At 55.9% G+C, this 21,166-nt stretch carries 21 protein-coding genes; 11 read left to right on the top strand and 10 right to left on the bottom strand.

Annotation, left to right across the window (positions count from 1 at the left end; genetic code table 11):
- The first annotated feature begins 275 nt into the window (after window positions 1-275).
- On the top strand, window positions 276-785 hold the full coding sequence (locus ACR3ZL_RS18695) for a hypothetical protein (protein ID WP_473651587.1): 510 nt from the start codon (window positions 276-278) through the stop codon (window positions 783-785).
- A 92-nt stretch (window positions 786-877) separates the two neighbouring features.
- Here the strand turns inward: ACR3ZL_RS18695 and ACR3ZL_RS18690 are convergent, their stop codons facing one another.
- Together ACR3ZL_RS18690 and ACR3ZL_RS18685 are read right to left on the bottom strand one after the other, a co-directional pair.
- Entirely contained in the window at window positions 878-1,648 is a 771-nt protein-coding gene (locus ACR3ZL_RS18690; protein ID WP_473651588.1) for an ABC transporter ATP-binding protein, read from the bottom strand.
- 25 nt (window positions 1,649-1,673) lie between these two features.
- Window positions 1,674-3,323: an ABC transporter permease gene (locus tag ACR3ZL_RS18685; RefSeq protein ID WP_473651589.1), complete on the bottom strand. Its 1,650-nt coding sequence runs from the start codon at window positions 3,321-3,323 to the stop codon at window positions 1,674-1,676.
- A 271-nt stretch (window positions 3,324-3,594) separates the two neighbouring features.
- Between ACR3ZL_RS18685 and gltX the strand changes: the two genes are divergently transcribed.
- Window positions 3,595-5,154: a glutamate--tRNA ligase gene (gltX, locus tag ACR3ZL_RS18680; protein ID WP_473651590.1), complete on the top strand. Its 1,560-nt coding sequence runs from the start codon at window positions 3,595-3,597 to the stop codon at window positions 5,152-5,154.
- Window positions 5,155-5,640: 486 nt separating this feature from the next.
- A complete protein-coding gene (locus tag ACR3ZL_RS18675; RefSeq protein ID WP_473651591.1) occupies window positions 5,641-5,964 on the top strand; it encodes a hypothetical protein in 324 nt (107 codons plus the stop codon).
- A 167-nt stretch (window positions 5,965-6,131) separates the two neighbouring features.
- On the opposite strand, the gene ACR3ZL_RS18670 is transcribed toward ACR3ZL_RS18675, so the two are convergent.
- Both ACR3ZL_RS18670 and ACR3ZL_RS18665 read right to left on the bottom strand, forming a co-directional pair.
- Window positions 6,132-6,455: a type II toxin-antitoxin system RelE/ParE family toxin gene (locus ACR3ZL_RS18670; RefSeq protein ID WP_473651592.1), complete on the bottom strand. Its 324-nt coding sequence runs from the start codon at window positions 6,453-6,455 to the stop codon at window positions 6,132-6,134.
- Window positions 6,452-6,697 (bottom strand): ribbon-helix-helix domain-containing protein, encoded by a 246-nt coding sequence (locus ACR3ZL_RS18665; protein WP_473651593.1) that lies wholly within the window; start codon window positions 6,695-6,697, stop codon window positions 6,452-6,454. The genes ACR3ZL_RS18670 and ACR3ZL_RS18665 overlap by 4 nt, the downstream gene beginning before the upstream one ends.
- 185 nt (window positions 6,698-6,882) lie before the next feature.
- On the opposite strand from ACR3ZL_RS18665, the gene ACR3ZL_RS18660 reads away from it, so the two are divergent.
- From ACR3ZL_RS18660 to ACR3ZL_RS18625, 8 genes are all read left to right on the top strand, one after another.
- On the top strand, window positions 6,883-7,317 hold the full coding sequence (locus tag ACR3ZL_RS18660) for an SMI1/KNR4 family protein (protein ID WP_473651594.1): 435 nt from the start codon (window positions 6,883-6,885) through the stop codon (window positions 7,315-7,317).
- A 161-nt stretch (window positions 7,318-7,478) separates the two neighbouring features.
- Entirely contained in the window at window positions 7,479-7,838 is a 360-nt protein-coding gene (locus tag ACR3ZL_RS18655; RefSeq protein ID WP_473651595.1) for a hypothetical protein, read from the top strand.
- Between the two features lie 238 nt (window positions 7,839-8,076).
- Window positions 8,077-8,289, top strand: coding sequence for an addiction module protein (locus ACR3ZL_RS18650; RefSeq protein WP_473651596.1), 213 nt, complete (start codon window positions 8,077-8,079; stop codon window positions 8,287-8,289).
- 461 nt (window positions 8,290-8,750) lie between these two features.
- Window positions 8,751-9,575 (top strand): CE1 family esterase, encoded by an 825-nt coding sequence (locus tag ACR3ZL_RS18645; protein WP_486172868.1) that lies wholly within the window; start codon window positions 8,751-8,753, stop codon window positions 9,573-9,575.
- Window positions 9,576-9,829: 254 nt separating this feature from the next.
- Entirely contained in the window at window positions 9,830-10,126 is a 297-nt protein-coding gene (locus ACR3ZL_RS18640) for a hypothetical protein (RefSeq protein ID WP_473651598.1), read from the top strand.
- A gap of 162 nt (window positions 10,127-10,288) precedes the next feature.
- On the top strand, window positions 10,289-11,176 hold the full coding sequence (locus ACR3ZL_RS18635) for a hypothetical protein (protein ID WP_473651599.1): 888 nt from the start codon (window positions 10,289-10,291) through the stop codon (window positions 11,174-11,176).
- A gap of 235 nt (window positions 11,177-11,411) precedes the next feature.
- Window positions 11,412-11,891, top strand: coding sequence for an SMI1/KNR4 family protein (locus ACR3ZL_RS18630; RefSeq protein WP_473651600.1), 480 nt, complete (start codon window positions 11,412-11,414; stop codon window positions 11,889-11,891).
- A 457-nt stretch (window positions 11,892-12,348) separates the two neighbouring features.
- Window positions 12,349-12,756: an ACT domain-containing protein gene (locus tag ACR3ZL_RS18625; RefSeq protein ID WP_473651601.1), complete on the top strand. Its 408-nt coding sequence runs from the start codon at window positions 12,349-12,351 to the stop codon at window positions 12,754-12,756.
- Between the two features lie 83 nt (window positions 12,757-12,839).
- Here ACR3ZL_RS18625 and ACR3ZL_RS18620 read toward each other — a convergent pair whose 3' ends face one another.
- The 6 genes from ACR3ZL_RS18620 to aceE all read right to left on the bottom strand — a co-directional run bounded on the left by ACR3ZL_RS18620 (window position 12,840) and on the right by aceE (window position 20,783).
- Window positions 12,840-13,187, bottom strand: coding sequence for an amidohydrolase (locus ACR3ZL_RS18620; RefSeq protein WP_473651602.1), 348 nt, complete (start codon window positions 13,185-13,187; stop codon window positions 12,840-12,842).
- Window positions 13,188-13,190: 3 nt separating this feature from the next.
- Window positions 13,191-13,784 (bottom strand): hypothetical protein, encoded by a 594-nt coding sequence (locus ACR3ZL_RS18615; protein ID WP_473651603.1) that lies wholly within the window; start codon window positions 13,782-13,784, stop codon window positions 13,191-13,193.
- Between the two features lie 428 nt (window positions 13,785-14,212).
- Entirely contained in the window at window positions 14,213-15,304 is a 1,092-nt protein-coding gene (gene ychF, locus ACR3ZL_RS18610) for a redox-regulated ATPase YchF (protein ID WP_473651604.1), read from the bottom strand.
- 205 nt (window positions 15,305-15,509) lie between these two features.
- Complete coding sequence (locus tag ACR3ZL_RS18605; protein ID WP_473651605.1) at window positions 15,510-16,223, bottom strand: polyprenol monophosphomannose synthase; 714 nt, start codon at window positions 16,221-16,223, stop codon at window positions 15,510-15,512.
- 334 nt (window positions 16,224-16,557) lie between these two features.
- Window positions 16,558-17,931: a 2-oxo acid dehydrogenase subunit E2 gene (locus ACR3ZL_RS18600; protein ID WP_473651606.1), complete on the bottom strand. Its 1,374-nt coding sequence runs from the start codon at window positions 17,929-17,931 to the stop codon at window positions 16,558-16,560.
- Window positions 17,932-18,050: 119 nt separating this feature from the next.
- Window positions 18,051-20,783 carry a pyruvate dehydrogenase (acetyl-transferring), homodimeric type gene (gene aceE, locus ACR3ZL_RS18595; RefSeq protein WP_473651607.1) on the bottom strand — a complete coding sequence of 911 codons (2,733 nt, stop codon included), beginning with the start codon at window positions 20,781-20,783 and terminating at the stop codon, window positions 18,051-18,053.
- Window positions 20,784-21,166: the final 383 nt, after the last annotated feature.

The raw sequence follows: 21,166 nt of genomic DNA, 5'->3' as shown, positions 1-21,166 counted from the left end.
TCACAGTGTAATCGAGACGACTTTGTAGCGAATTCACGCATCTAGCTGGCTGCATAACTCGTGCCAGGGACAGGGCAATCTTTTCAGCTTGTTGCTCGTCATCTGTTGATGCGCAAGGAGGTTCTTGTGAGTGGGGGCGCGGGTAGCGGTGGTCCGGACACGCGGTCCGACACAACATTATCGCGTCGGTTGTCCTATACTTTGCCGCGGCGCCGGTCCTTTCCGTCGTCCGTATCCACCCTTTTCAAGTTGCTTTGGCAGCCGAGTCGATCGCTATGAAGTTCTTTCAACTTCAACCTGCATTCACCGTTGATGTCGAATTCTCGAAAGACGCTGCTATTGAACGCATGAAGGCTGCGATTGCAAGTGATGAGATGTTAGGGTTGGCGGAATCCGCCGGTACGGTTTTCGACTTCAAGATCGAGCGTCGCGAGCGGCGGTTCTGGTCACCGCATCTTTCAGTCCAGCTCAGTTCAACGGACAGCGGTTCTCAGCTTTTCGCCAGGTTTTCGCCACGTCCAGAAATCTGGACCATGTTCATGGCGTTCTATTTCGTTGTTGCTGTGTTAATGCTACTGGCGGCGATCGTCGGCTACGTGCAGTGGAGCCTCGGCTATCAGCCCTCGTGTTTGCTCGTGATCCCGGCAGGAGCGGTTCTGATTGTCGGGCTGCATGTTGCCAGTTTGGTCGGCCAGAGTCTTAGTGCCGATCAAATGACGTTACTGCGAGAGCGGTTTGACCGAGCGGTTGAGATCGCATTTAGCGATTCGTCCTGTGCGGAATGACGCCGGGCGGCTTGCGCCGTTCCGCCAAGTTACGAAGCATCTGGGCTTGAATCCTTCGGTTCCGGGGATCCTAAATCAATAGCCGCTTAGAACTACGCGATCAGCCGAGCTTTGTTGTCGGCATTCTTAGTCGCTTTGCTCGGGCGTTCTGACAAGCGATCGACAAGCAAGCCATCTTGCATTCGGTAGCAGCGATCGGCGCGAGTGGCGATTGCATCGTCGTGGGTGATCATGACAATCGTCAGTCCATCGTCGACGTTGAGCTGTTGCAGCAATTCCAGGATCGACTCACCGGTTTCGGTGTCTAGGTTGCCGGTCGGTTCGTCGGCAAGCAATAGCTGAGGTTCGGACATCAACGATCGGGCGATCGCGACCCGCTGCATTTCGCCGCCGGACATTTCCGATGGCTTGTGCCCTCTTCGTTCGAGCAAGCCAACACGATCCAGCATCGCTTCGGCGCGTTTGGTTAACGAGCGACGTTCACGAAGATAGCCCAGCACGCTGCGGCTGATCATCGCCGGTGCCAGTACGTTTTCCAGTGCGGTCAGTTCCGGCAGCAAGTGATAGAACTGGAAAATGATGCCGATGTCTTGGTTGCGATAGGAATCGCGAACCCGCCGAGACAGATGGTCGATGCGATTGCCGTTGAACCAAACTTCACCCGAATCGGGTTGGTCGAGCGTCGCCAGCAAGTGCATCAGCGTGCTTTTGCCACTGCCGCTGCGGCCGACCAGTGCCGAAAGTTCGCCACGGTGAAACGCAACGTCGACTCCCCGCAAAACGGGCAGTTCGATTTGGTTTTTGTAGTAGCTCTTGCGAATGTCGCGAGCTTCTAAGATGGGCGTGTCGCTGGATGAAGTCATGTGAATCGATCGTGGGGGAGATGCACTATTCAAAACGCAGTGCCGTTACCGGGTGCATTCGGGCCGCACGCATGGCGGGTAACACGCTGGCACCGGCCGCGATCGCGACCGCGCCGGCCATCACCCAGCAAAGGGTGAACGGGTTGATAATCGTTGGGATTTCAGTGAAGTAGTAGACCGTGGGGTCGAAGACTTCTTGGCCGGTGATTCTTTCGATCAAGCCAGCCACATCGTTGATTCGGTGCACAAACAGGACGCCACCAATCAGGCCAACGCCGCTGCCGACGATGCCTAACAACAATCCGTAGCTTAAGAAAATGCTCATCACGCCGGTGCCGCTCGCACCGAGTGCTTTTAGCGTTCCGATGTCACGAGTCTTTTCGACGACGATCATGAAAAACGTTGCCAGGATGCCAAAGCCAGCAACCGCGATGATCAGGAACAAAAGGATGTTCAGGATCGTTGTTTCCAAGCGGACGGCCGCAAGTAGTGGGCCCTGCATATCACGCCAGGTTTGGATGCTGTACGCGTAGGTGTCTGGTGGGAACCGCTGTCGTAGTGCGTCGCGAACGGCGTTGAGGTTGGCGCCCTCGGCCAGTTTCAGTTGGATCGTTGTGATGCTCTTGCCGCCGGAGATCGGATCGATCATGCCGCGGAAGTCTTGCAGGTGATCTAAGCGGACAAACGCAAACGTGCTGTCATATTCGCTCATTCCCGACTCGTACAAATCCACCACAGTGAACTTTTGGTTAACGACCTTCGGGTTTTCCGACGCGTTGGGGAACATCATCCGCACGTCGTCGCCGGGACGGCAATAGTAGTGATCGCGAACGGTGCCGGAATCGTCTCGAAGCTTGTTGCTACAAGTTGAAATGCCCAGAATAATCCCGGGGTATTGTTCTTTGGAGGGATCGAACATTTCGATCTCACCGTCGTCGTTGGTGCCCACGCCGCCAAGCATTTCTGCTGGAATCATGCGGCCCGTTGATGGTCCGTCGGCTGCTGTGTCGAAGCTGTTGGCGGCCGCATCATCGGATGGGGGTTCGGTGGACGAATCTTCGTTAGCCAGAAGTTCACCCGTGGAGCGTTGCAGCGATTCGTTTTCAAGCCGGCTAACAGCTCGGTCCATTTCTTCGATGCGGGCGCGTTCTTCGGAGAGTGCCTTTTCGTAAGCCAGGCGAGCTTTGCGGTATTGCCAGCCCGATGCGGGGAAGTTTTCGCGTTCGTCGCTGAAGCCATCCTCGCGAAGGTCGAATGAAACTTGTTTTTGGTTGTCTGGGTGAATCAGGTAACGCCCAAAGTGGCTGACCGTGTCGTAGGTCTTCGCGTCGATCCCGACCAAATTGACGTGGCGGGTGATCAACTGGCCATTGAAGTCAATTCCCAGCATGCTAGGGACGTGGACGCTGACCGATGAACCGACCAAGTCGTCGCCAACGATGCGTTCGATTTCCTCCAGGTGCCCTTCTGGGTCTGGCATGCCGCCGCTGGCGTGACACTCGATCAAAATATCTGACGCCAGACCGTGCAGGCGTTCGTGCATTTCAGCCGAAAAGCCAGCCATGACGCTGTTGACGACAATCAACGTCGCCACGCCGAGCGTCACGCTGATGATCGACGCGAGCGCGATATACCGGGTGCGAAGATATCGAAAACAGAGCAGCAGTCGGTACATCCGTGTGCCTTTGCGAGTATGGATTGTCCGTCTCGGTCGAATCGGCAGCCTAAAACAGGGCGATTTCCTTGGTGACCAAGCGGCATCAATCGCTAGTCTACGCGTGGGGCCGGGCTCGTAACAACGTCAAAAATGACCGGTCGCATGACTGTGGGCTAGCCGATTCCGGCTTACGCGTTCATTCTTAGCGGAATCCCTCTCGATGGCCTCGCGATGTCGTATTGCTTGGCCTGATTTCGTCAGATTACGAATTTCCTCAGCAATATTGACCATGATTCGAACTCGTTTCGCGCCCAGCCCGACCGGTTACCTGCATATCGGCGGAGTCCGCACCGCATTGTTTAACTGGTTGTTGGCCAAACAGTCCGGCGGCCAATTCGTGCTTCGTATTGATGACACCGACGCCGGGCGAAATGTCGAGGCGGCGTTGGAGCCGATTCTGGAGGGCTTTCGTTGGTTGGGTATGGACTGGGACGAAGGGCCTCAAGTTGGCGGGCCGCACGCTCCCTATTTTCAATCTGAAAGAGGCGAGTTGTACCGGGAGGCAATCGCTCAATTACTAGAGTCGGGCCACGCGTACAAGGATTTCGCCAAGCCCGACGAGCTGCAAACGCTCCGTGATGCGGCCCGCGAAAGCGGTGGCAACTTCGTTTACGATCGTCGCTGGATGGCGGAGTCCGAAGCCGACATTGCCCGCTTCGAAGCCGAAGGCCGGGAAGGCGTCGTGCGTTTGAAGATGCCACGTGAAGGTCAATGCGTGATGAACGATTTGATCCGCGGCGAAGTGATTGTCGAATGGGCCGGCGAACCGGATCACGTCGTTGCTCGCGCTGATGGCAGCCCGCTGTATCACCTTGCCAGTGTGGTCGATGACCATGCGTTCGAAATCACTCACGTCGTTCGGGCGGCGGAGCACCTACCCAACACACCGCGGCAAATCTTCATTGCGCAATCGCTCGGTTACCCGCTGCCAACCTACGCTCACTTGCCTTACGTCGCTGAACCCGGCGGTTCAGCCAAGCTCAGTAAGCGCAAGCTGGACAAGTACCTCAAGAATCGCGACTTTGCCAATCTGATGGCTCGCGGCCAAGCGATTGCAGATCGCTGCCAAATGGAAACCGACGCGGATACATTCAATCCTGTGTTGGTCGACTTCTATCGTGAGATCGGGTTCTTGCCCGACGCGCTGCTGAATTACCTGATGCTACTGGGATGGTCACTCGATGGTGAGCGTGAAAAGTTCACGCGAGCGGAAATGATCGAACTGTTCAAGCTTGAACGAGTCAATAAGGCGCCCGCCTCGTTCGATCCGGCTAAGTTGTCCTCGTTCCAAGGCGATGCGTTCGCGGCACTCAGCGACACCGAGCGTGCTGAACGAGTCAAGCCGTTCGCGGCCGCCGCTGGCTGGGTAGTGTCCGGCGATGCTGAATCCGAACAACGTTTGTTGGATGTCGTGACCGCCGCTGGGGATCGGCTGAAGATGGCCGGTGATATCATCGATTTCGATTATTGCTTCGTCGACGATTACGAAGTTAACCAGAAGGCCTATCAAAAACGATTGGTGAAGCCCGAGCGAGCCGTTGAGCTTCTTGGCAAGTTGCGAACTCATCTTGCCGAAGCGGATGACTTCCAGGCCGAAGCGGTTGAAGCTGAAGTGAAGCAGTTTTGTGAAAACGAATCGATCGGAATCGGCGACATCATCCACGCCTTGCGAGTCGCCACGACAGGCGCCGCTGGCGGTTTCGGGATGTTTGAAACGCTGAGCGTCCTAGGCAAGGAACGAACGTTGGCAAGGATCGATCAAACGCTAGCAGGTTTGGCGGAGGCGTAGTCGCTCTCGCATCAATCTCGATGGCCAGTTAGGCCATCAAGATCGCTATTTCAAAGAGCGGGCTGCCGCTCTGTAATCCAAACGCGAGTTCAATCCAAGCACGAGTTCCTGGTTGGCGCTTCGTCGCCAGCCAGGCGAGCCCCCAAACAATAGATAGCCCCCGAACGCCAGGTCGGCGGCGGGGCGGAATACGTTCAAAGTGCCTAAGTCTAAGCGGCTAAACGGCAAGTAGAGCCGGACTCAGGAAACGGCCCCAGTAATCACCCCATACTACCCCGCCGCTCCCAGTCTCCACGCCAGGCCCGGTTTCTATTGCTATTTATGTTGGCTTAAGGCAAACCTTGCCCCACCCCACGAAATAGCCCAGAACCTATTCTTTTCCCCCGGGCGCCCCTGCGTTTATCACGACAGGCTGTCGCCTATACACATGTTGTCCGGACGAGGCGTATCTTGGTTGCTGTCATCTGCCCCTACTGTGGTGCCGGCATGGACGCTACTCCTGACTCGCGTGACATCGCCCAATGGTACGCAGACCATCATCCGCACCTTCCGGTTCATTCGATCATTCCCGACGCGTGCGCAGATTGCGCTCGTCCATACTCAATCGGCGAATCGGTTATTCTTCGCTCCGAACCTGACGGTGACGTTTACACTGTGATCGCGGTGATTGCTTCGCCCGACAATCCCGAACTTGTGACCGTACAACACCCAGACGGCCCCGAACCGACGTTCGCGAAATCGCAGATTCGACTCTACATCCCTTCAGAGCCAGAACCCCCGCACGACGTCAAACAGGATGGCTTTTTCTGATGGAACGTCTGCTGGCAGTTCCGCCGGACAACATGGTTTTTACGCTAGGCCTTCGGCACACCTTCCTTGGTTGGTCACGCGGCCTGGCACTGGTACAATCTTCTCGTAGTTCAGGCATCACTCGCTTCGTTCAGGGCGGTGTCGTAAAAACCTTCCGTTGTCGGTCGCTAGTTTTTCTCTACTTCGATGCTCATTTCCTGACCGCCGCGTAGCACTCGGATCACCTCAATCGTTTCCTCTCGCTCAATATAAAACACAACGTGGCTGGGGAAATCCTTCACCAATTTCGTCCGCAGTCCCTCAAGCTCAGGAACGCGAGAGGGGAACGGTGCGCCGCTCGCTGGAAACAATGCCAAGCCCTTGATTGTCTGCTCGGTCCGCTCCAGAAATCGCAGCGCTGCGTCGATACTTCCGTCGGCAATGTACATCGCGTGTTGCTCGACATCTTCTGCGGCTTTAGGACGTCGAAAGATTGGTTTCAAGCTACTCACTTACCAGATGCCTTTGACACCACGCGGCTCTTAATTGCTTGCCATTGGTCGTCCGTCCAAGGTTCCGCTGGGCCACTTGCGATTCCCGCCATCAGCGATTGTTCGATTTCACCCTGCTTCTCGCTGGCCGCTGCAACCAGCGCCGCGATGTATTCGCCGGCGCTGGAATAGCCGGCTTGTTCGGCTCCCTGGGAGACATATGTTACTAAATGTTCTGGCAATTCTACGGGGATGCTTGACATCGAAATTCAACCTTTTCTCTCGTGGCTCGCGACCGGCAACATGGTTTTTACGCTGAGGCCCTTCGGGCACACCTTCGCCGTAGTGCTAGCCTCGTTTTCATTATACAATCAAATCGGCTCCAAACCACCTTCGCTTCGGTTGCGTCGGTGTCTTAAAAACCTTCCGTTGGCCGCCACGGTCGAAAATGAATTCACCCGACAACGACGACCTCCAGCGAATCGCCGCGCAAATTGGAGCTGAATACCGCGACAGGCTCACTCGTGCTGACTTTGCGTCGTTTGAATCGGCGACGGGCCTACAACTGCCGGATTCCCTCCGTGCGTTGTATTCCAATACGTCTCTGCTGCTTTCGACGCCCGGGTGTTTCGCCCCCGATTTCTGGATTCAAAGCTTCTCCCCACTTCCTCCCTTCACGGAAACGTTCATCTTCAATGGCCGCACAATGATGCATCTCGCTTGTGGCGAGGACGGTGAACCAATACTCGCGGAATTGACCGGTGACGCCTCTGGTATTCCATTGTTAGTGCAATGGGATCAGCCGGACCATCCCGCCCATGATATCGAGGATTTGGGCATAACACTTGAGGCCTTACTCCAGCGCGAGTGGCGGCCAACATAGTTTTTACGCAAAGGCTCTTCGGGCACACCTTGGCTCTTCGGGCACACCTTGGCTCTTTGGCAACGGGCCATGGCCTTGGTACAATCTCTCGTAGTTCAGGCATCGTTCGCTTCGTTTAGGGCGGTGTCGTAAAAACCTTCCGTTATGCGGCCTACGCTCGATTGAAATCCGACCCTTACCGCAGTCCAGCCTCAATACCCGACGACACCGCCGTCTCGAAGGTGTCTGAACGCGGTTTGCGTTTCATCCGCTTCACACTTTACGGACACCTGACCGCCGTCGTGCTAACCGCGGTTGCATTGGCTCACGACTCCGAAACGTGGGTGTGGTCTGATCGATGGGAGCCGATTCTTGAAGTCCTCCTTCTGATTGGGCTGCTCGGTTTCGTTATCTGCCCGATTTTACTGCTCGTCGGCATTCTTCGCTCCACTCTCTCGCCCGCTCGACGATTCATGGTTCTCTGTGTCGGCGGCGGGATAGCGTTTGCACACTTGCTTGTTCTCCTGCCTGGTGTCCAGTAGTTGCCGGGCGCTTAACATGGTTTTTACGCGAGGTCGTGCCTGTCGTCGTTGGAAAATCTTTCGGTTCGCGAACGTCAATTGATTCGGTCACACTCCCTCTGCTGCAAACCCGTGATTGCTTTCGCTGTTTGGCAGCGTGCGTTCGCGTTGGTAGATTCTTTTCGTAGTTCAATGTCGTACTCTTCAGTGGAGAACGGCGACGTAAAAAACTCCCTTTCTACGCCCTAAGCAAATCCCCATGAGTATCGACCTATCCGACCTCAGGAACCTGCCGGTATCCGAGAAACTCCGCATCGTCGAAGCGTTATGGGACGACATCAGTACGTCCGATGAACCGGTGGTGCTTCAACCATGGCAGCGAGACGAATCGCGACGCCGCAGCGAGGAACTGAAAGCTGATCCTTCGATCGCTATCGACCGTGATGAGCTTTGGCGGCGAGTCAATGGCTGAACCGCTACGCTTCCATCCGCTGGTAGCCGACGACTTGGAAGCCGCCTCGAACTAGTACGACAACATTTCTCCCGAACTTGGAAACCGCGTCCGAGCTACGGTCGATGCCCGCTTTGGCTCCATCGAACTACGCCACGAGTCCTACGGAATGGTTGACCCACCCTGGCGTGCTGCTCGTATTGACCGGTATCCTTTTTTCGTTGTAGTCGAACACTTTAGACTTGCAACGGAAGTTGTCGGAGTATTCCATTGTGGGTCCGACCCGGCTAAGTGTCAGTCGCGAAAACGATAGCAGGACTGGTGAACAACATTGTTTTTGTGTTAGGACCATGGCACACCTTCCATGTTTGGCGACGCGGGCTGACATTGATGCAGTTCCTTGTAGTTTAGTCGTCGTGTGATTCGTTCAGGGCGGTGTCGTAAAACTCTGTGTTCTCCGCTGCTAGTCGAGTTGTGATCGCTTGAAACGTCGACGTCTCATCGCTGCTTTGGCCTCCGTCGCTGTTCTCGCAATATTTGCGTTTTTCGTGCTGTCACCCGCCCCGCCGACTGTCAGCGTTACAACGCATGTCATCGTCGTCGACGACGTTGAACGTTCTTACCGTATCGCGTTGCCGCTAGAACTTCCTGGGATCGCGTCTGTCGTTTTTGCGTTTCACGGAATTGGCGATTCTCCCGATTCGATGGCAACATACTCGCAACTGGATCGCTTCGCGTCCGATCATGGCTGCCTCTTGGTCTATCCAACAGGGCTCAACGCGATGTGGGCCGCGATTGACGTCGACCCTAAAAACCTGGACGAAAACCGTGACGTTCGGTTTTTCGATGCCATGCTCGAGCATATTACTGCGCAATATGCGATTGACCGTGAACGCATCTACCTAACTGGAATGTCCAACGGCGCGTCTTTCGCCCAACTCCTAGCCAATGTTCGGTCGGCTGAAGTTGCTGCGGTTGTCGCATGCTCCGGCCCGAGGCCTCGTGCTCTCAACGTCGCTCGACGTCCGTTTCCAATTCTGTTGATCGTTGGCGATGACGATTTGGCGTCTGGTTCAATGCAATCTGATTTCGACTACTATCGGACCGCTGGGCATGATGCAGGATTGATCGTCGTTCGTGGGCTCGGTCACGAGTGGTCGACCCGACACAACGCGGCAGTTTGGGCGTTTATGGCCGATCGCCGGCTTTCTCCATTGTGGCCGGAGCGAACAACATGTTTTTTATGGAAGGTTGCGGCTGTTGTAGTTGGAGAGTCAGTTGGTGGTCAGGATCAACCGCTTCAATAGGGAGCCATCTGCCGACAACCCTCGATTGCCTTCTCCGTTTGGCGACGAGAGTTTGCCTTGGTAGAATCTTCTGGAAATCAAAATCGTTCTTTTCGAAGGAGAACGTTGTAGTAAGTGCCTTCCGTTAGGCGACGTAGGTCCCTCCATTGTCTGGCGAACATCCGTGCTCCCCACCGAACCAAGACCCTGATGCTGAGCGTCACGCGAACGCTGTTGGCATTGCCGCCGCGTCCCTCATGATTGCATTCGTTGCTATGTTTTTGCTTCACCGCGGTGTCGCACTGATGGGCCGCGACGCACGCCCTGCTGCGTTTCTTGGCTTCGCACTTCTTTACGTCCTTTGGCCGCTCTTCGCACTGATGCCACCTCGGCGGTATCTTTTCGGGATGGTCGCCTTTCCGTTGTTCGGAATCTGGCTTGGTATGTCGTTCACTGGCGACATGGGAGCAGAGTCGTACATGTTTGCGGCTCAGCCACCTTGTTTCGGTGGGTTGATTGGAGTTGTAGGTACAGCATGGATTGCGATCCACCGTGCTATTAAGGGCTGGTGACGATGCAAGCGTCGGCTAACACGATTTTTTCACGCGAGGTATTCTGCTCATGGGTGAAGGCGTTGGGCTTGCTGCAATTTCTTGTAGTTCAGATGTCGCTCGCCTTGATCGCAGCGGCGACAAATAAAGCTTTCGTCAGATGCCGGTGGTTGGTCGTCCTTCATGAATGAAAAGCCAAAGCCGACATCCGTTCTTATCGTTACATCGGTATTGGTGATCGCCTTCTCGCTGTTCTTGGCGTCGGTTGCTATTGCAGCCATGGCGGTGATGTGGGACCCCTGCTCGCTCATTGGCGGCATCATCATGCTTCCGTGGCCTGCCGCTTTAGCCATTCAGCAGTACCGCGGCACGTTCCGGTTGTTACGGTCGGCGGCATCGCAGTCCGCGATTCTGCTCTTCGTTATCGGAGGGTTCGCCGCTTTTAGTTTTGTTGCTGCGACGGTTGAAATCGCGACGGCCGACGGCGATTTGCCTTGGTTTGGTCTCCTTTTGCCGATGTTAGCAATGGCCGCGTTTTGCTTATTCGGCGGGTGGTTGAATTGGCGATGGCGACGTGATTTACCCCGCAACGGAAGTGGTGCGGGTTGGCGCTTTTCTATGCGTGAAGTGCTTGCTGTGATAACGGTGATGGGTTTCTTCATCGCATCAACGTCGTTGTTGATTCGTTCCACGCCGCCGCGCTATGCCGAGAACGTGTCTGCGGCTGAGGCTCCGTTTGGCCTTCCTGTTAATGCGACCGACGTTTCTTTTTGTCAGGGTTATCGTGGCATAATCGCCTATGAATTTACAATCGACGAGATGTCGTTTCGTGAGTGGGTGGCTGACGGCATCGGCTCCATTGAATCCAATTCATCCAACACGAAAATCCAAACGATCGCCGAGCCGATCTCTATCACGCGATATCACTTATTGTCAGCGGATCTACATGGCCCAGATTCAGTCACCGTGACAAGCGGCCTGCACTACTCGTGGTCGTCTGAGGATCGTGGCGTCTACGCGGTATTTGATTCCAATACGAACCGTGCGTACTACTTTGCCCATTTCCACTAACGGTCCGCGGTGTCGGTCATCATTGGGGCGGCGGACTGCGAAGTGTTCATTGGGCCCTTAACGGGATCGACGTTTCAGTCGAAGGGTTGACGTGTTTCGGCGCACCGTTTGACGTACATCGTCATTAAGGCAACTTGTTTTGTATTTGTTAAACTGTGGTGTGTCTCGACGTCCGTTGGCCTGGAAGAGAAGCGGCTTCGAGTCGATTCCCTGTTTAGTATCGCTGGCGAACCGAATGGAAACTGACTATCTCGCTGAAGTTCGGAAGTACTACGAGCAGCATGTTCTCCCGCTGATCGGGGAGCCGGTAGGTTGTCTTGAATCGGATATTTCCGATCTTGAACGTGCCCTTGGTTCTTCGCTTCCTGTTGCGTATCGCCAATATCTGCGATGGATGGGGCGTGATCACAACGGCATCTTTGTCGGTTGCGATTGGTTCCTCAAGAACGTTCTGTCGAACACCGAGAATCTTCCCGAGTTGCTCGCCGAAAACAGTGTCGATTGGCAGCTCCCGGAAAACTACATTGTTTTCATGGGCCATCAGGGTTACATCGCGGCTTACTTCTCACTTCCTGCGGTGTGTGACAATCCACCGGTCTTTCTCTATTCCGAAGGACGCGAACCGGACACGGTGACTGAGGAGGGAACGTTCACTGACTTTCTTTTCCGCGACTTGGTTGGAATGGCTGCTTGCTTGAATCGCCGGTCAGAGTAGTGACGCCTAGTGCTTCGACAGCTTTTCATTTGGGTTGGTCGTAGTGGATGAGGCGACGAATCCGATCCGCTCATCAACCAGACGGGCTCGTCGCCTCGCCCACTACTCCCGACTTGAATCTGGATGAAGCACTAATATGTTTTTTCGAAAGGTCGCGGCGGTAGTCATCCAAGAGCTTTCGAATGAGCGGCGGTCAGTTACCAACGGAGGTGGCATTTTGCATGGCCGCCGTTCAACTATCAGCATTATCGTTCATTGGCCCTTCTTGTTCAGGAGGCCTGTCAGGCGTTGCCGTTGAGTGTGAGGGCTGGCGTGTTGGTCGCCGGAGTGGCTTTGTCAACAGAGCCCGCGTTGCAAGTTTCGAATGGCCGTGGGTAGGATTCCACATCGGCGAGACGCGTTTGCTGTCGTAAGAGCAGTGCGTCGAACACGGACTGATAACTGACGGAGATCTTTGATGAGTGGTATTTCTGACCTTCGGAACTTGCTGGCAAACCTGTCACCGGTAGTGTCGCCGCAAGTGTATGTGTTTCTGTCGCGTCCATCCGCAGCTTACGGTGTTGGGGCGGAGCTTGATCCGATTGCGACGTTCGCCGAAAAGGAAGGGCTGACATTGATAGTCCCCAAGGAGCGTGCCGATGCGGCGGGGGAAGGCTATGAAGGTGAATACGCCTTGATCTCGTTGAGTGTGCATTCGGACCTGCAGGCGGTTGGTTTGACGGCAGCCGTTGCCAGCGCGCTTTCAGAACGTGGTATCAGCGCGAACATTGTCGCCGCCTTTTACCATGATCACCTCTTCGTCCCGTTGTCGCGTGTCGACGACGCCGTGGCTGCGTTGTCACAGTTGGCAGCGGAGAACCAATAGTGCCGTTCGCCACACGTGGCTGCTGCTTAAGTGCCTTCGGAGCCCTTTCTGCTGGGCTGCTTTAACTCACGATCGAACGGGTCTTAGACGACGAGGGCTTCGATAGCGTTAACGGCGAGACGCAGCGAGCGAGCGGCCATGACGAAGTTGGTGTGTCCACTCACCTCCGGCTGAATTTCCTCATACAGAGCAACCGCGCCACGCAAGCGACGCAGTTTCTTTTTGGCCATTTTCAAGTAGACGGCTGTGTCTTCCACTGCATCAACAGGGCCGACGGCGAGGATGAAGTCGTATAAGTCTCGCACGACTTCACGCAGGTCTTCGTCGTCTTCGGCTTCATCGCAATGCTTCAAGAACGTGCGTACCATCCAAACGTGGGTGAGCTGAGAATCGATTTCGCGAACTCGCTCGATGGGATCTGGCACGTTCATTGGCTATGAATCCTGGGACGGCGGGGTTACCGCTGGGGCCGAATCAAGGGTAGTGGATGCGGCGACCTCGACTGGCTTCTTGGGTGCGGCGTGGCCGTGAGGTGTACTTCGGGCCGTCAGAACGACGCCGATGACGGTCAGCGCCATGCCCACCCAAAGCATGGGCGAAATCGGAGTTCCACCGTGCAGCCGTAAAACGGAAACGAGGGCGGTCACCGAGACGGCACCACCAAAGACGATCGGCATGACAAGGAGGGCGTTGCCGCGGCTGGTCATCATGGCGGTGGTCAAGCATAACGCGCCCAACGCACCGAGCGTGCCAGCTAGGAATCCCCACTTCATGGTCGGGAAGTGATCGCCGGTAAACGAAAAGCTGTCGCCTTTCACTTTCATCATGACGAGCCCACCGGCAATCGCGATCACGAGGTAGGCGATGCCAATGAAGACATAAGGCTTAAACGGAGTCCAGCCTTCGGGTGGCAAGAGTGGTTTGCCATCCAAACGTGGCGTTTGTGCGTTTCCAATCGTCGGACCGTAGCATCCCCAGAAAATGGCCGTGAGGATGGCAAACAAGATAGGAATCATCATTTTGTTCATGCAAGCATCAGTGGAAGGATTTTGGCGTTGTTCCGGTTATGGACTCTCGGCGGTTCAAGCAAAACGCGAAGGGAACACAGTGGAGCAATCGACAAGGCTAGTGGCGGTGATGACGAGTGGTTGGTGGTTGTGTTTGAGGAACAATTCAGGCAATTGTTTCACGTCGTGTCGAGGTGGTCGTTGAAGAACTTACGGTAGTGGGCGAGGTGTTGAGTCCGATTGGCTTGGGCTGATTCTATTGGTGGGACTCGTTGCTTCGTCCGCTACGATCATGTGGGACTCGTCGCCTCGTCCGCTACGATCATGTGGGACTCGTCGCCTCGTCCGCTACGATCATGTGGGACTCGTCGCCTCGTCCACTACGGTCATGTGGGACTTGTTGCCTCGTCCGCTACGATCGTGTTCGGTTCCCTGGGGGGAGTTTTGGTTTAAACGTTGAAGAGGAAGTGGCAGATGTCGCCGTCTTGCATGATGTATGCTTTGCCTTCGACTCGCAGTTTTCCGGCGGCTCGGATTTCCTTTTCTGACTTGTACTGTTCGAGGTCGTCAACCTGGTAGATTTCCGCTCGGATGAACCCACGCTCAAAATCGCTGTGGATGACTCCGGCTGCCTGCGGGGCGGTTGAACCGACGCGAACGGGCCATGCGCGGACTTCCGTTTCACCAGCGGTGAAGAAACTTTGCAGACCGAGAGTCTTGTAGGTTTCACGGGCGATGATGTTCAGCGACGGTTCTTCCAGTCCGACGTCGGACAGCATTTCAGCCCGGTCCTCTTCGTCGAGTTCCGCAATTTCGGCTTCGAGTTTTGCACAAACACAGGCCACACCAGCACCGGTTTTGGCGGCGTGTTCGCGAACGCGGTCGACCAATTCGTGCTTGCCTTCGAGGTCGTTTTCGTCCACGTTGGCGACGTACAAGATGGGCTTCGCCGTCATCAGTCCGTAGCTTGAAATCGCCAACGCTTCCGCTTCGGGAAGGACGAGCGTACGCAGCGGTTGTTCAGCTTCAAGTTGGGCATTGCACTTTTCAATCGCGGCTACTCGCACGATCGCTTCTTTATCACCGCCACGGGCGGAGCGTTGTGCTTTGGGTAACGCGTTTTCGAGCGTTTGCATGTCCGCGAGCAGGAGTTCCGTTTCGATCGTGTCGATGTCCGCGATGGGGTCGACATTCCCAGCAACGTGGGTGACGTCGGGATCTTCGAAGCAACGCACGACCTGCATGATTGCGTCGACTTGGCGAATGTGCGACAAAAACTTGTTGCCAAGCCCTTCGCCTTCAGCGGCTCCCTTCACGATTCCGGCAATATCGACCAGCTTCAACGCCGCCGGGATGATTTTCTTGGGAACGATGTACTTGGTAATTTGTTGCAATCGAGGGTCAGGCACGCTGACGATGCCCTCGTTCGGTTCGATCGTGCAGAATGGGTAGTTGGCACTTTGGGCGGCAACGCTGCTGGTTAGCGCGTTAAACAATGTGCTTTTACCGACGTTCGGCAAGCCAACGATTCCGGCTTCCATCAAAGTTTCTTGGGGTTAGTGCGATTGGGGCGGGAGGATTCCGCGATGTATCAAGCAGTGGCGATGTGATGTTATCGCTGCCCGATCGCGTTTCGTCGACCCGATGGGAATGAACAAGTGTGGGAATGGGAGGTTGTTTTGGGTGTGGCTCGGCTTGGATTTGCGATGGGGCCGAACGGCTTTTGCGTCAGAATTGGGCGGTGGGCTAGTTGAGGTGAAGGACCGACCAGCCGGAGCGAATCGCTTCGCGTAGGTTCAGTTTGCTGCTGCCCTGGACTCGTTCAGTGAACGTGATCGGTACTTCGGCAAACGTGGCTCCGAGCGTTTTGAGTCGATAGAGAATTTGCTGGATGAACGAATAGCCGTTGGACCAATCGGCTTGCCAATCTAGCCGTTCTAAGCAGGCAACGCGGTAGCATCGGAAGGAGCCACTGGCATCGTTGACGGGCAGGTTGGCTTTTCGCTTGGCGAGCAGGTTGATGAATCGGCTCATCCACTTGCGGCGAGTAGGCCAGCCCAGAATTTGACCGCCGGGAACATAACGTGATCCGACGGCGACATCGACGTTGGCGTCAATCACTGCGTCGACTAAGCGGGGCAGATCCGCTGGGTCATGGGACAAATCAGCGTCTAGGTTGCAGAACAAATGGTAACGCTCGTTGATCGCGGTCTGCATTGCCGCGCGGATCGCACCACCGAGGCCTCGTTCGTTTCGAACAAAACAGTGGACGGTGCCGCCGGCAGAATGCTGGGCGGCGAATTCATTAACCAGCTTTGCGGTGCCATCGGGAGAATCATCGTCAACGACAAGGATGTCTGCATCCGGTAGAGCGCTCGCGACCCGCTTGAGCATTTCACGAATATTGCCAGCTTCGTTGTAGGTGCAGATGCCGACCAGGGTTCGCGGATGACCGTCCATGGTATTGGCTAACGTCCTACAAGGTGGGGCTCAAGCGGCGTCTAGCAATTGAGTGTCGCTAGACTGCCTTTGGCAAGATCGGCGGGGGCGACATCGCTTCGGTGAAGTGCGTCGTGAGCGAATGGTGGCTGGTAATCGGATGGCCAGCCAAGGGTTCGTGTTTTGGCGGGGTTTCATTTCGGTGGTACCCAACTGCTTGCACCGTACCGCCAGCATGTTTTGGATGCCGGGCGGCAGGTGATGATTGGTTACCACGTTGGACACCGATTGGTTTGTGCCCAACCGCAAATGGACTTAGCGGTTGGGTGTGAGGCCAGCGGTGCCATTGTTGAAATTAAAGGGCCAACAGCAAACGGCTGGGAGCTTGCAGGAAGCCGATGACGTCGTTGAGGAATCGGGCTGCGGTTCCGCCGTCGACGAGTCGGTGATCGTATGACAAGCTCAGTGGCATCATCAATCGTGGCTGGATCGAATCGTCGGGCATGACGACAGGCAGCTTGCGAGATCGTCCGACCAACAGGATTGCGACTTCGGGGATGTTCACGATTGGTGTGCTGTATTGGCCACCGATTGCGCCCAAGTTACTGATCGTGAAGGTGCCGCCCTTGAGGTCGTTCATGCCGAATTGGCCGCCGCGAACCTTGCCAGCGGTTTCCGCTAGTGCTCGTGCGATATCGGGAATGCCCATGCGGTCCGCATCTGGCAAGACTGGAACAACCAGGCCGCGGTCGGTGTCGACTGCGATTCCGATGTTGACGTAATCCTTGTAGATCACCTGTTCGTTTTCCGAATCGATGACAGCGTTCATCGACGGGTGATGACGCAGAGCCGTCGCGACCGCTTTGATCAAGAACGGCATCGTGGTCAGCTTCAAGCCTTGGGCGGCGTAGTCTTCTTTGCTACTTTGGCGAAGTCGTTCCAGGTCGGAAATGTCGGCATCGTCGAAGTTGGTCACGCGAGGGACGTTGGACCACGACCGATGCATTTGAGCTGAGATCGTTTTACGGATCTTGCTCATTCGCTCAACGCGGATTGGACCGTATTCGTCTTGGTCGGCGGTACCGGGCAAGTCTGGGTTGGCGGCAGCGGCAGGGCGAGCGGAAGCAGCTTTTGCTGGAGCAGCCGCTTTCGCTTGGCTGGCGGTGCGGACGACTGCCAATACGTCGTCGCGAGTGATTCGTCCGCCTGGGCCGCTGCCGGGCACCGTTGACAGGTTAACGCCGGTTTCGCGAGCGAAACGACGGATGGCTGGACCAGCGGGAATTGGGTCGCCGGAAGCTGGGGCTGCTGCTTCGGCAACGGGAGCCGGAGGGGCTGGCGGTGCGGCGGCCGGAGCAGGCGGTGGTGTTGGTGCCGCGGCAGCAGGTTCTGGAGCCGCGGGTTCGGGCGTTGGAGCCGGTTCAGGTGCTTTGGCGGCCGGCGGTTCAGCCGCAGGTGCTGGGGCTTCAGGAGCAGGTGCGTCGGATTCGGCGCCCGCTTCCGCTTCGACTTCGATCAAGACGCCACCGATGGCAACCGTGTCACCTTCGTTGATCGAGATCTTGGTCACCTTGCCACCGACATCGGTAGGGACAGGCACGGTGGCCTTGTCCGTTTCCATTTCAACGATGTCCTGGCCTTTGGTGATGACGTCGCCAACCGCGACAAAAATTTCAAGGACATCGCCAGATTCGATGCCATCGCCGAGTTCAGGGAGTTTGACTTGCATGAGAGTTGCTTTCAGGAATTAATGTCATATGACGGTGATCGGATGCCAGTCCAACAACCAGGCAACAGCGGCATCGCTGACATCTGGTGTTGGGGATCTGGCATCTTGCGGCATTGCCGCTATGCAAAATACGGGTCGACCTTGTCAGCGTCGTAATCGAGTTCTTTGATCGCCGCAGCGACGTCTTTGGGCTCGAGGACACCTGACTTCGCAAGGCGGCCGAGGGCGGCGATGGTGATCGATTCGCCGTCAACTTCGAAGTGGCGACGAAGAGCTTCACGCGTTTCGCTGCGTCCCATGCCATCGGTGCCCAAGACGTAATAATCGCCGGGGATCCAAGGTGTGAGTTGCTCGCCGAGTGCTCGCACGTAATCGCTGGCCGAGATGAAAGGTCCTTCGACGCCTTCCAGGGTTTCTTCCAGGTAACTCTTGCGAGGCGTTTCGGTGGGGTGCAAACGGTTCCAACGCTCGACGGCGTGGGCGTCACGACGCAATAGCGTGTAGCTGGTTACCGACCAAACGTCCGAAGCGATGTTGTACTTCTCGGCCAAAATTTCTTGAGCCTTCAAAGCACAGTTCAAGATCGCACCGCTACCGAACAGTTGAACGCGAGCCTTGGCTCCGTCGACTTCACGGCTCTTGAACTTGTACATGCCCTTGATGATGCCTTCTTCGCATCCTTCAGGCATGACTGGTTGGACGTACGGGTCGTTTTCGGCGGTGATGTAGTACAAGCACTCTTCGCCGTCGGCGTACATTCGTTTCAAACCTTCGTGAACGATCACGGTGACTTCATAAGCGAACGCAGGATCGTAGGCACGAACGGTTGGGAACGCGATCGCGTTAAGCAGGCTGTGCCCGTCTTGGTGTTGCAATCCTTCACCGTTCAGCGTGGTGCGTCCCGCGGTACCACCGACCAGGAAGCCCTTCGCTCGCATATCGGCGGCGGCCCAGATCGAATCGCCGATTCGTTGGAAGCCGAACATGCTGTAGTAGATGTAGAACGGAATCATGTTCACGCCGTGGCAACTGTATGCAGTACCGGCGGCGTTGAAGCTGGAAATCGAACCACACTCGGTGATGCCTTCTTCCAGGATTTGTCCGTCTTGTGCTTCCTTGTAGAAAGCGACTTGGTCGGAGTCCATGGGTTCGTACAGTTGGCCAGCGTGAGCGTAGATGCCGAACTGCTTGAACATGCCTTCCATGCCGAACGTTCGTGACTCGTCAGGCACGATTGGGACAACGTATTTCCCGATGGTTTTGTCGCGGCACATCGCGACCAGCATTTGCACGACCGCGAAGGTGGTGCTGACTTCCTTGTTGTCGGTACGCTTGGAAACGAATTTTTGGAAGACCTCCAGTTCCGGGATATCCATCTTAGGATGTTCGGTTGGACGGCTTGGGACCGGACCACCCAGGGCGGCGCGGCGTTCGGCCAAGTACTTCATTTCTTGGCTGTTAGCCGGTGGCTTGTAGAAGGGGGCCTCGCCGACCTTCTCGTCGCTGATCGGAATCCCGAACCGGGTGCGGAATTCAAGCAGTTCCGCTTCGTTCATCTTCTTTTGGTTGTGAGCGACGTTTCGCCCCTCACCGGCTTCACCAAGTCCGTAGCCCTTGACCGTTTTGGCCAGGATGACGGTTGGCTTGCCGTTGTTCGCCTCGTGAGCTTCCTTGTATGCGGCGTAAACCTTTTCAGGGTCGTGGCCACCTCGACGAATCTTTTCAAGCTTCTCATCGGACAGGTGTTTGACCAATTCGAGCAACTCGGGGTACTTGCCGAAGAAGTGCTCGCGGATGTAGCTGCCGGGCATCGACGTGTACTTTTGGTACTGGCCGTCGACGACTTCGTTCATGCGTTTGGCCAGCAGTCCGGTCGTGTCGCGAGCAAGAAGTTCGTCCCATTCGCTGCCCCAGACGACCTTGATGACGTTCCATCCGGCACCGTGGAAGATCGATTCGAGCTCTTGGATGATCTTTGCGTTACCGCGGACGGGGCCGTCAAGTCGCTGCAGGTTGCAGTTGATTACGAAGATCAAGTTGTCCAGTTTTTCACGAGAGGCTAGGCCGATCGCGCCGAGTGTTTCGGGTTCGTCGCATTCGCCGTCGCCCAAGAACGCCCAGACCTTTTGGCCCTTGGTGTCTTTGATGCCGCGGTCGTTGAGGTATTCGTTGAAGCGAGCTTGATAGATCGCCATGATCGGACCGAGGCCCATCGAGACGGTTGGGTATTCCCAGAAGTCGGGCATCAACCAAGGGTGTGGGTAGCTCGACAGTCCGCCGCCGGGTGCGAGTTCGCGTCGGAAGTTGTCCAGGTTTTCGTCTGTCAGACGGCCTTCGAGATAGGCACGAGAGTACATTCCGGGCGAAGCGTGGCCCTGGAAGTAAATCGAGTCGCCGGAGTAGCCGTCTTCGCCACGACCTTTGAAGAAGTGGTTAAACGCGACTTCGTAAAGCGTTGCCGAACTGGCGAAGGTACTGATGTGACCGCCAACACCGCCGGGACGTTTGTTTGCTCGGACGACCATCGCCATCGCGTTCCAGCGAATGATCGACTTGATGCGTCGTTCGAGTTCGCGGTTACCGGGGTACGCGGGCTGGTCTTTGGGGGAAATCGTGTTGATGTAGGGCGTCGAAGTGTCCGACGACAAAGGCACGCCTTCTTCGGCGGCGCGGTCGCGAAGTTGGTCCAAGAGGAACTTAACGCGTTCAGGACCTTTGCTTTGCAGGACATATTCCAGGGACGCGAGCCATTCCTGGGTTTCGGCGGCATCAATATCGACGTCGACAAACTGTTTCAGTTCGCCGAGGTTTTGAGAGATTTCGGCCTGGGCGACGGTTTTGGAATCAGACATCAAAAACGGGAAAACTCCCCGGCCTCACAGTGCGAAGATTTTGGTCAGTAGCTTATGCAACTCTTGCGGTCCATTACTGTAGTCAGATTGCAGTAAACGGAACAAGGTATGGTGCCCACAAGTGGGGTGAACGGTTTACCGTAGAAACGGGGGCAGTGGGCGGCTTTTTTGGCAAAGTGCGTCAATCAGTCAAGCACTTTGAGTCAATCAGTCAGGCGGTTTCCAATCGGGGCACCCCGTGCTGGAGTTTTCGCCCCCACAGCAATCCTGTACCGAGCAGGATTCAGTTACAGAGCAGGAATCAGCCTCCGTCCGGTGCGGGCCCGCGATAGTCGTGTCTTGTATTGAAGCATCTTGCGGGATCGTTTCGCGAAATTTTGTGG

It is taken from the genome of Rhodopirellula sp. J20-39 (assembly GCF_057365095.1).
The sequence above is the reverse complement of the archived record's forward strand: the minus strand, read 5'-3'. Positions and strand labels throughout refer to the sequence as shown.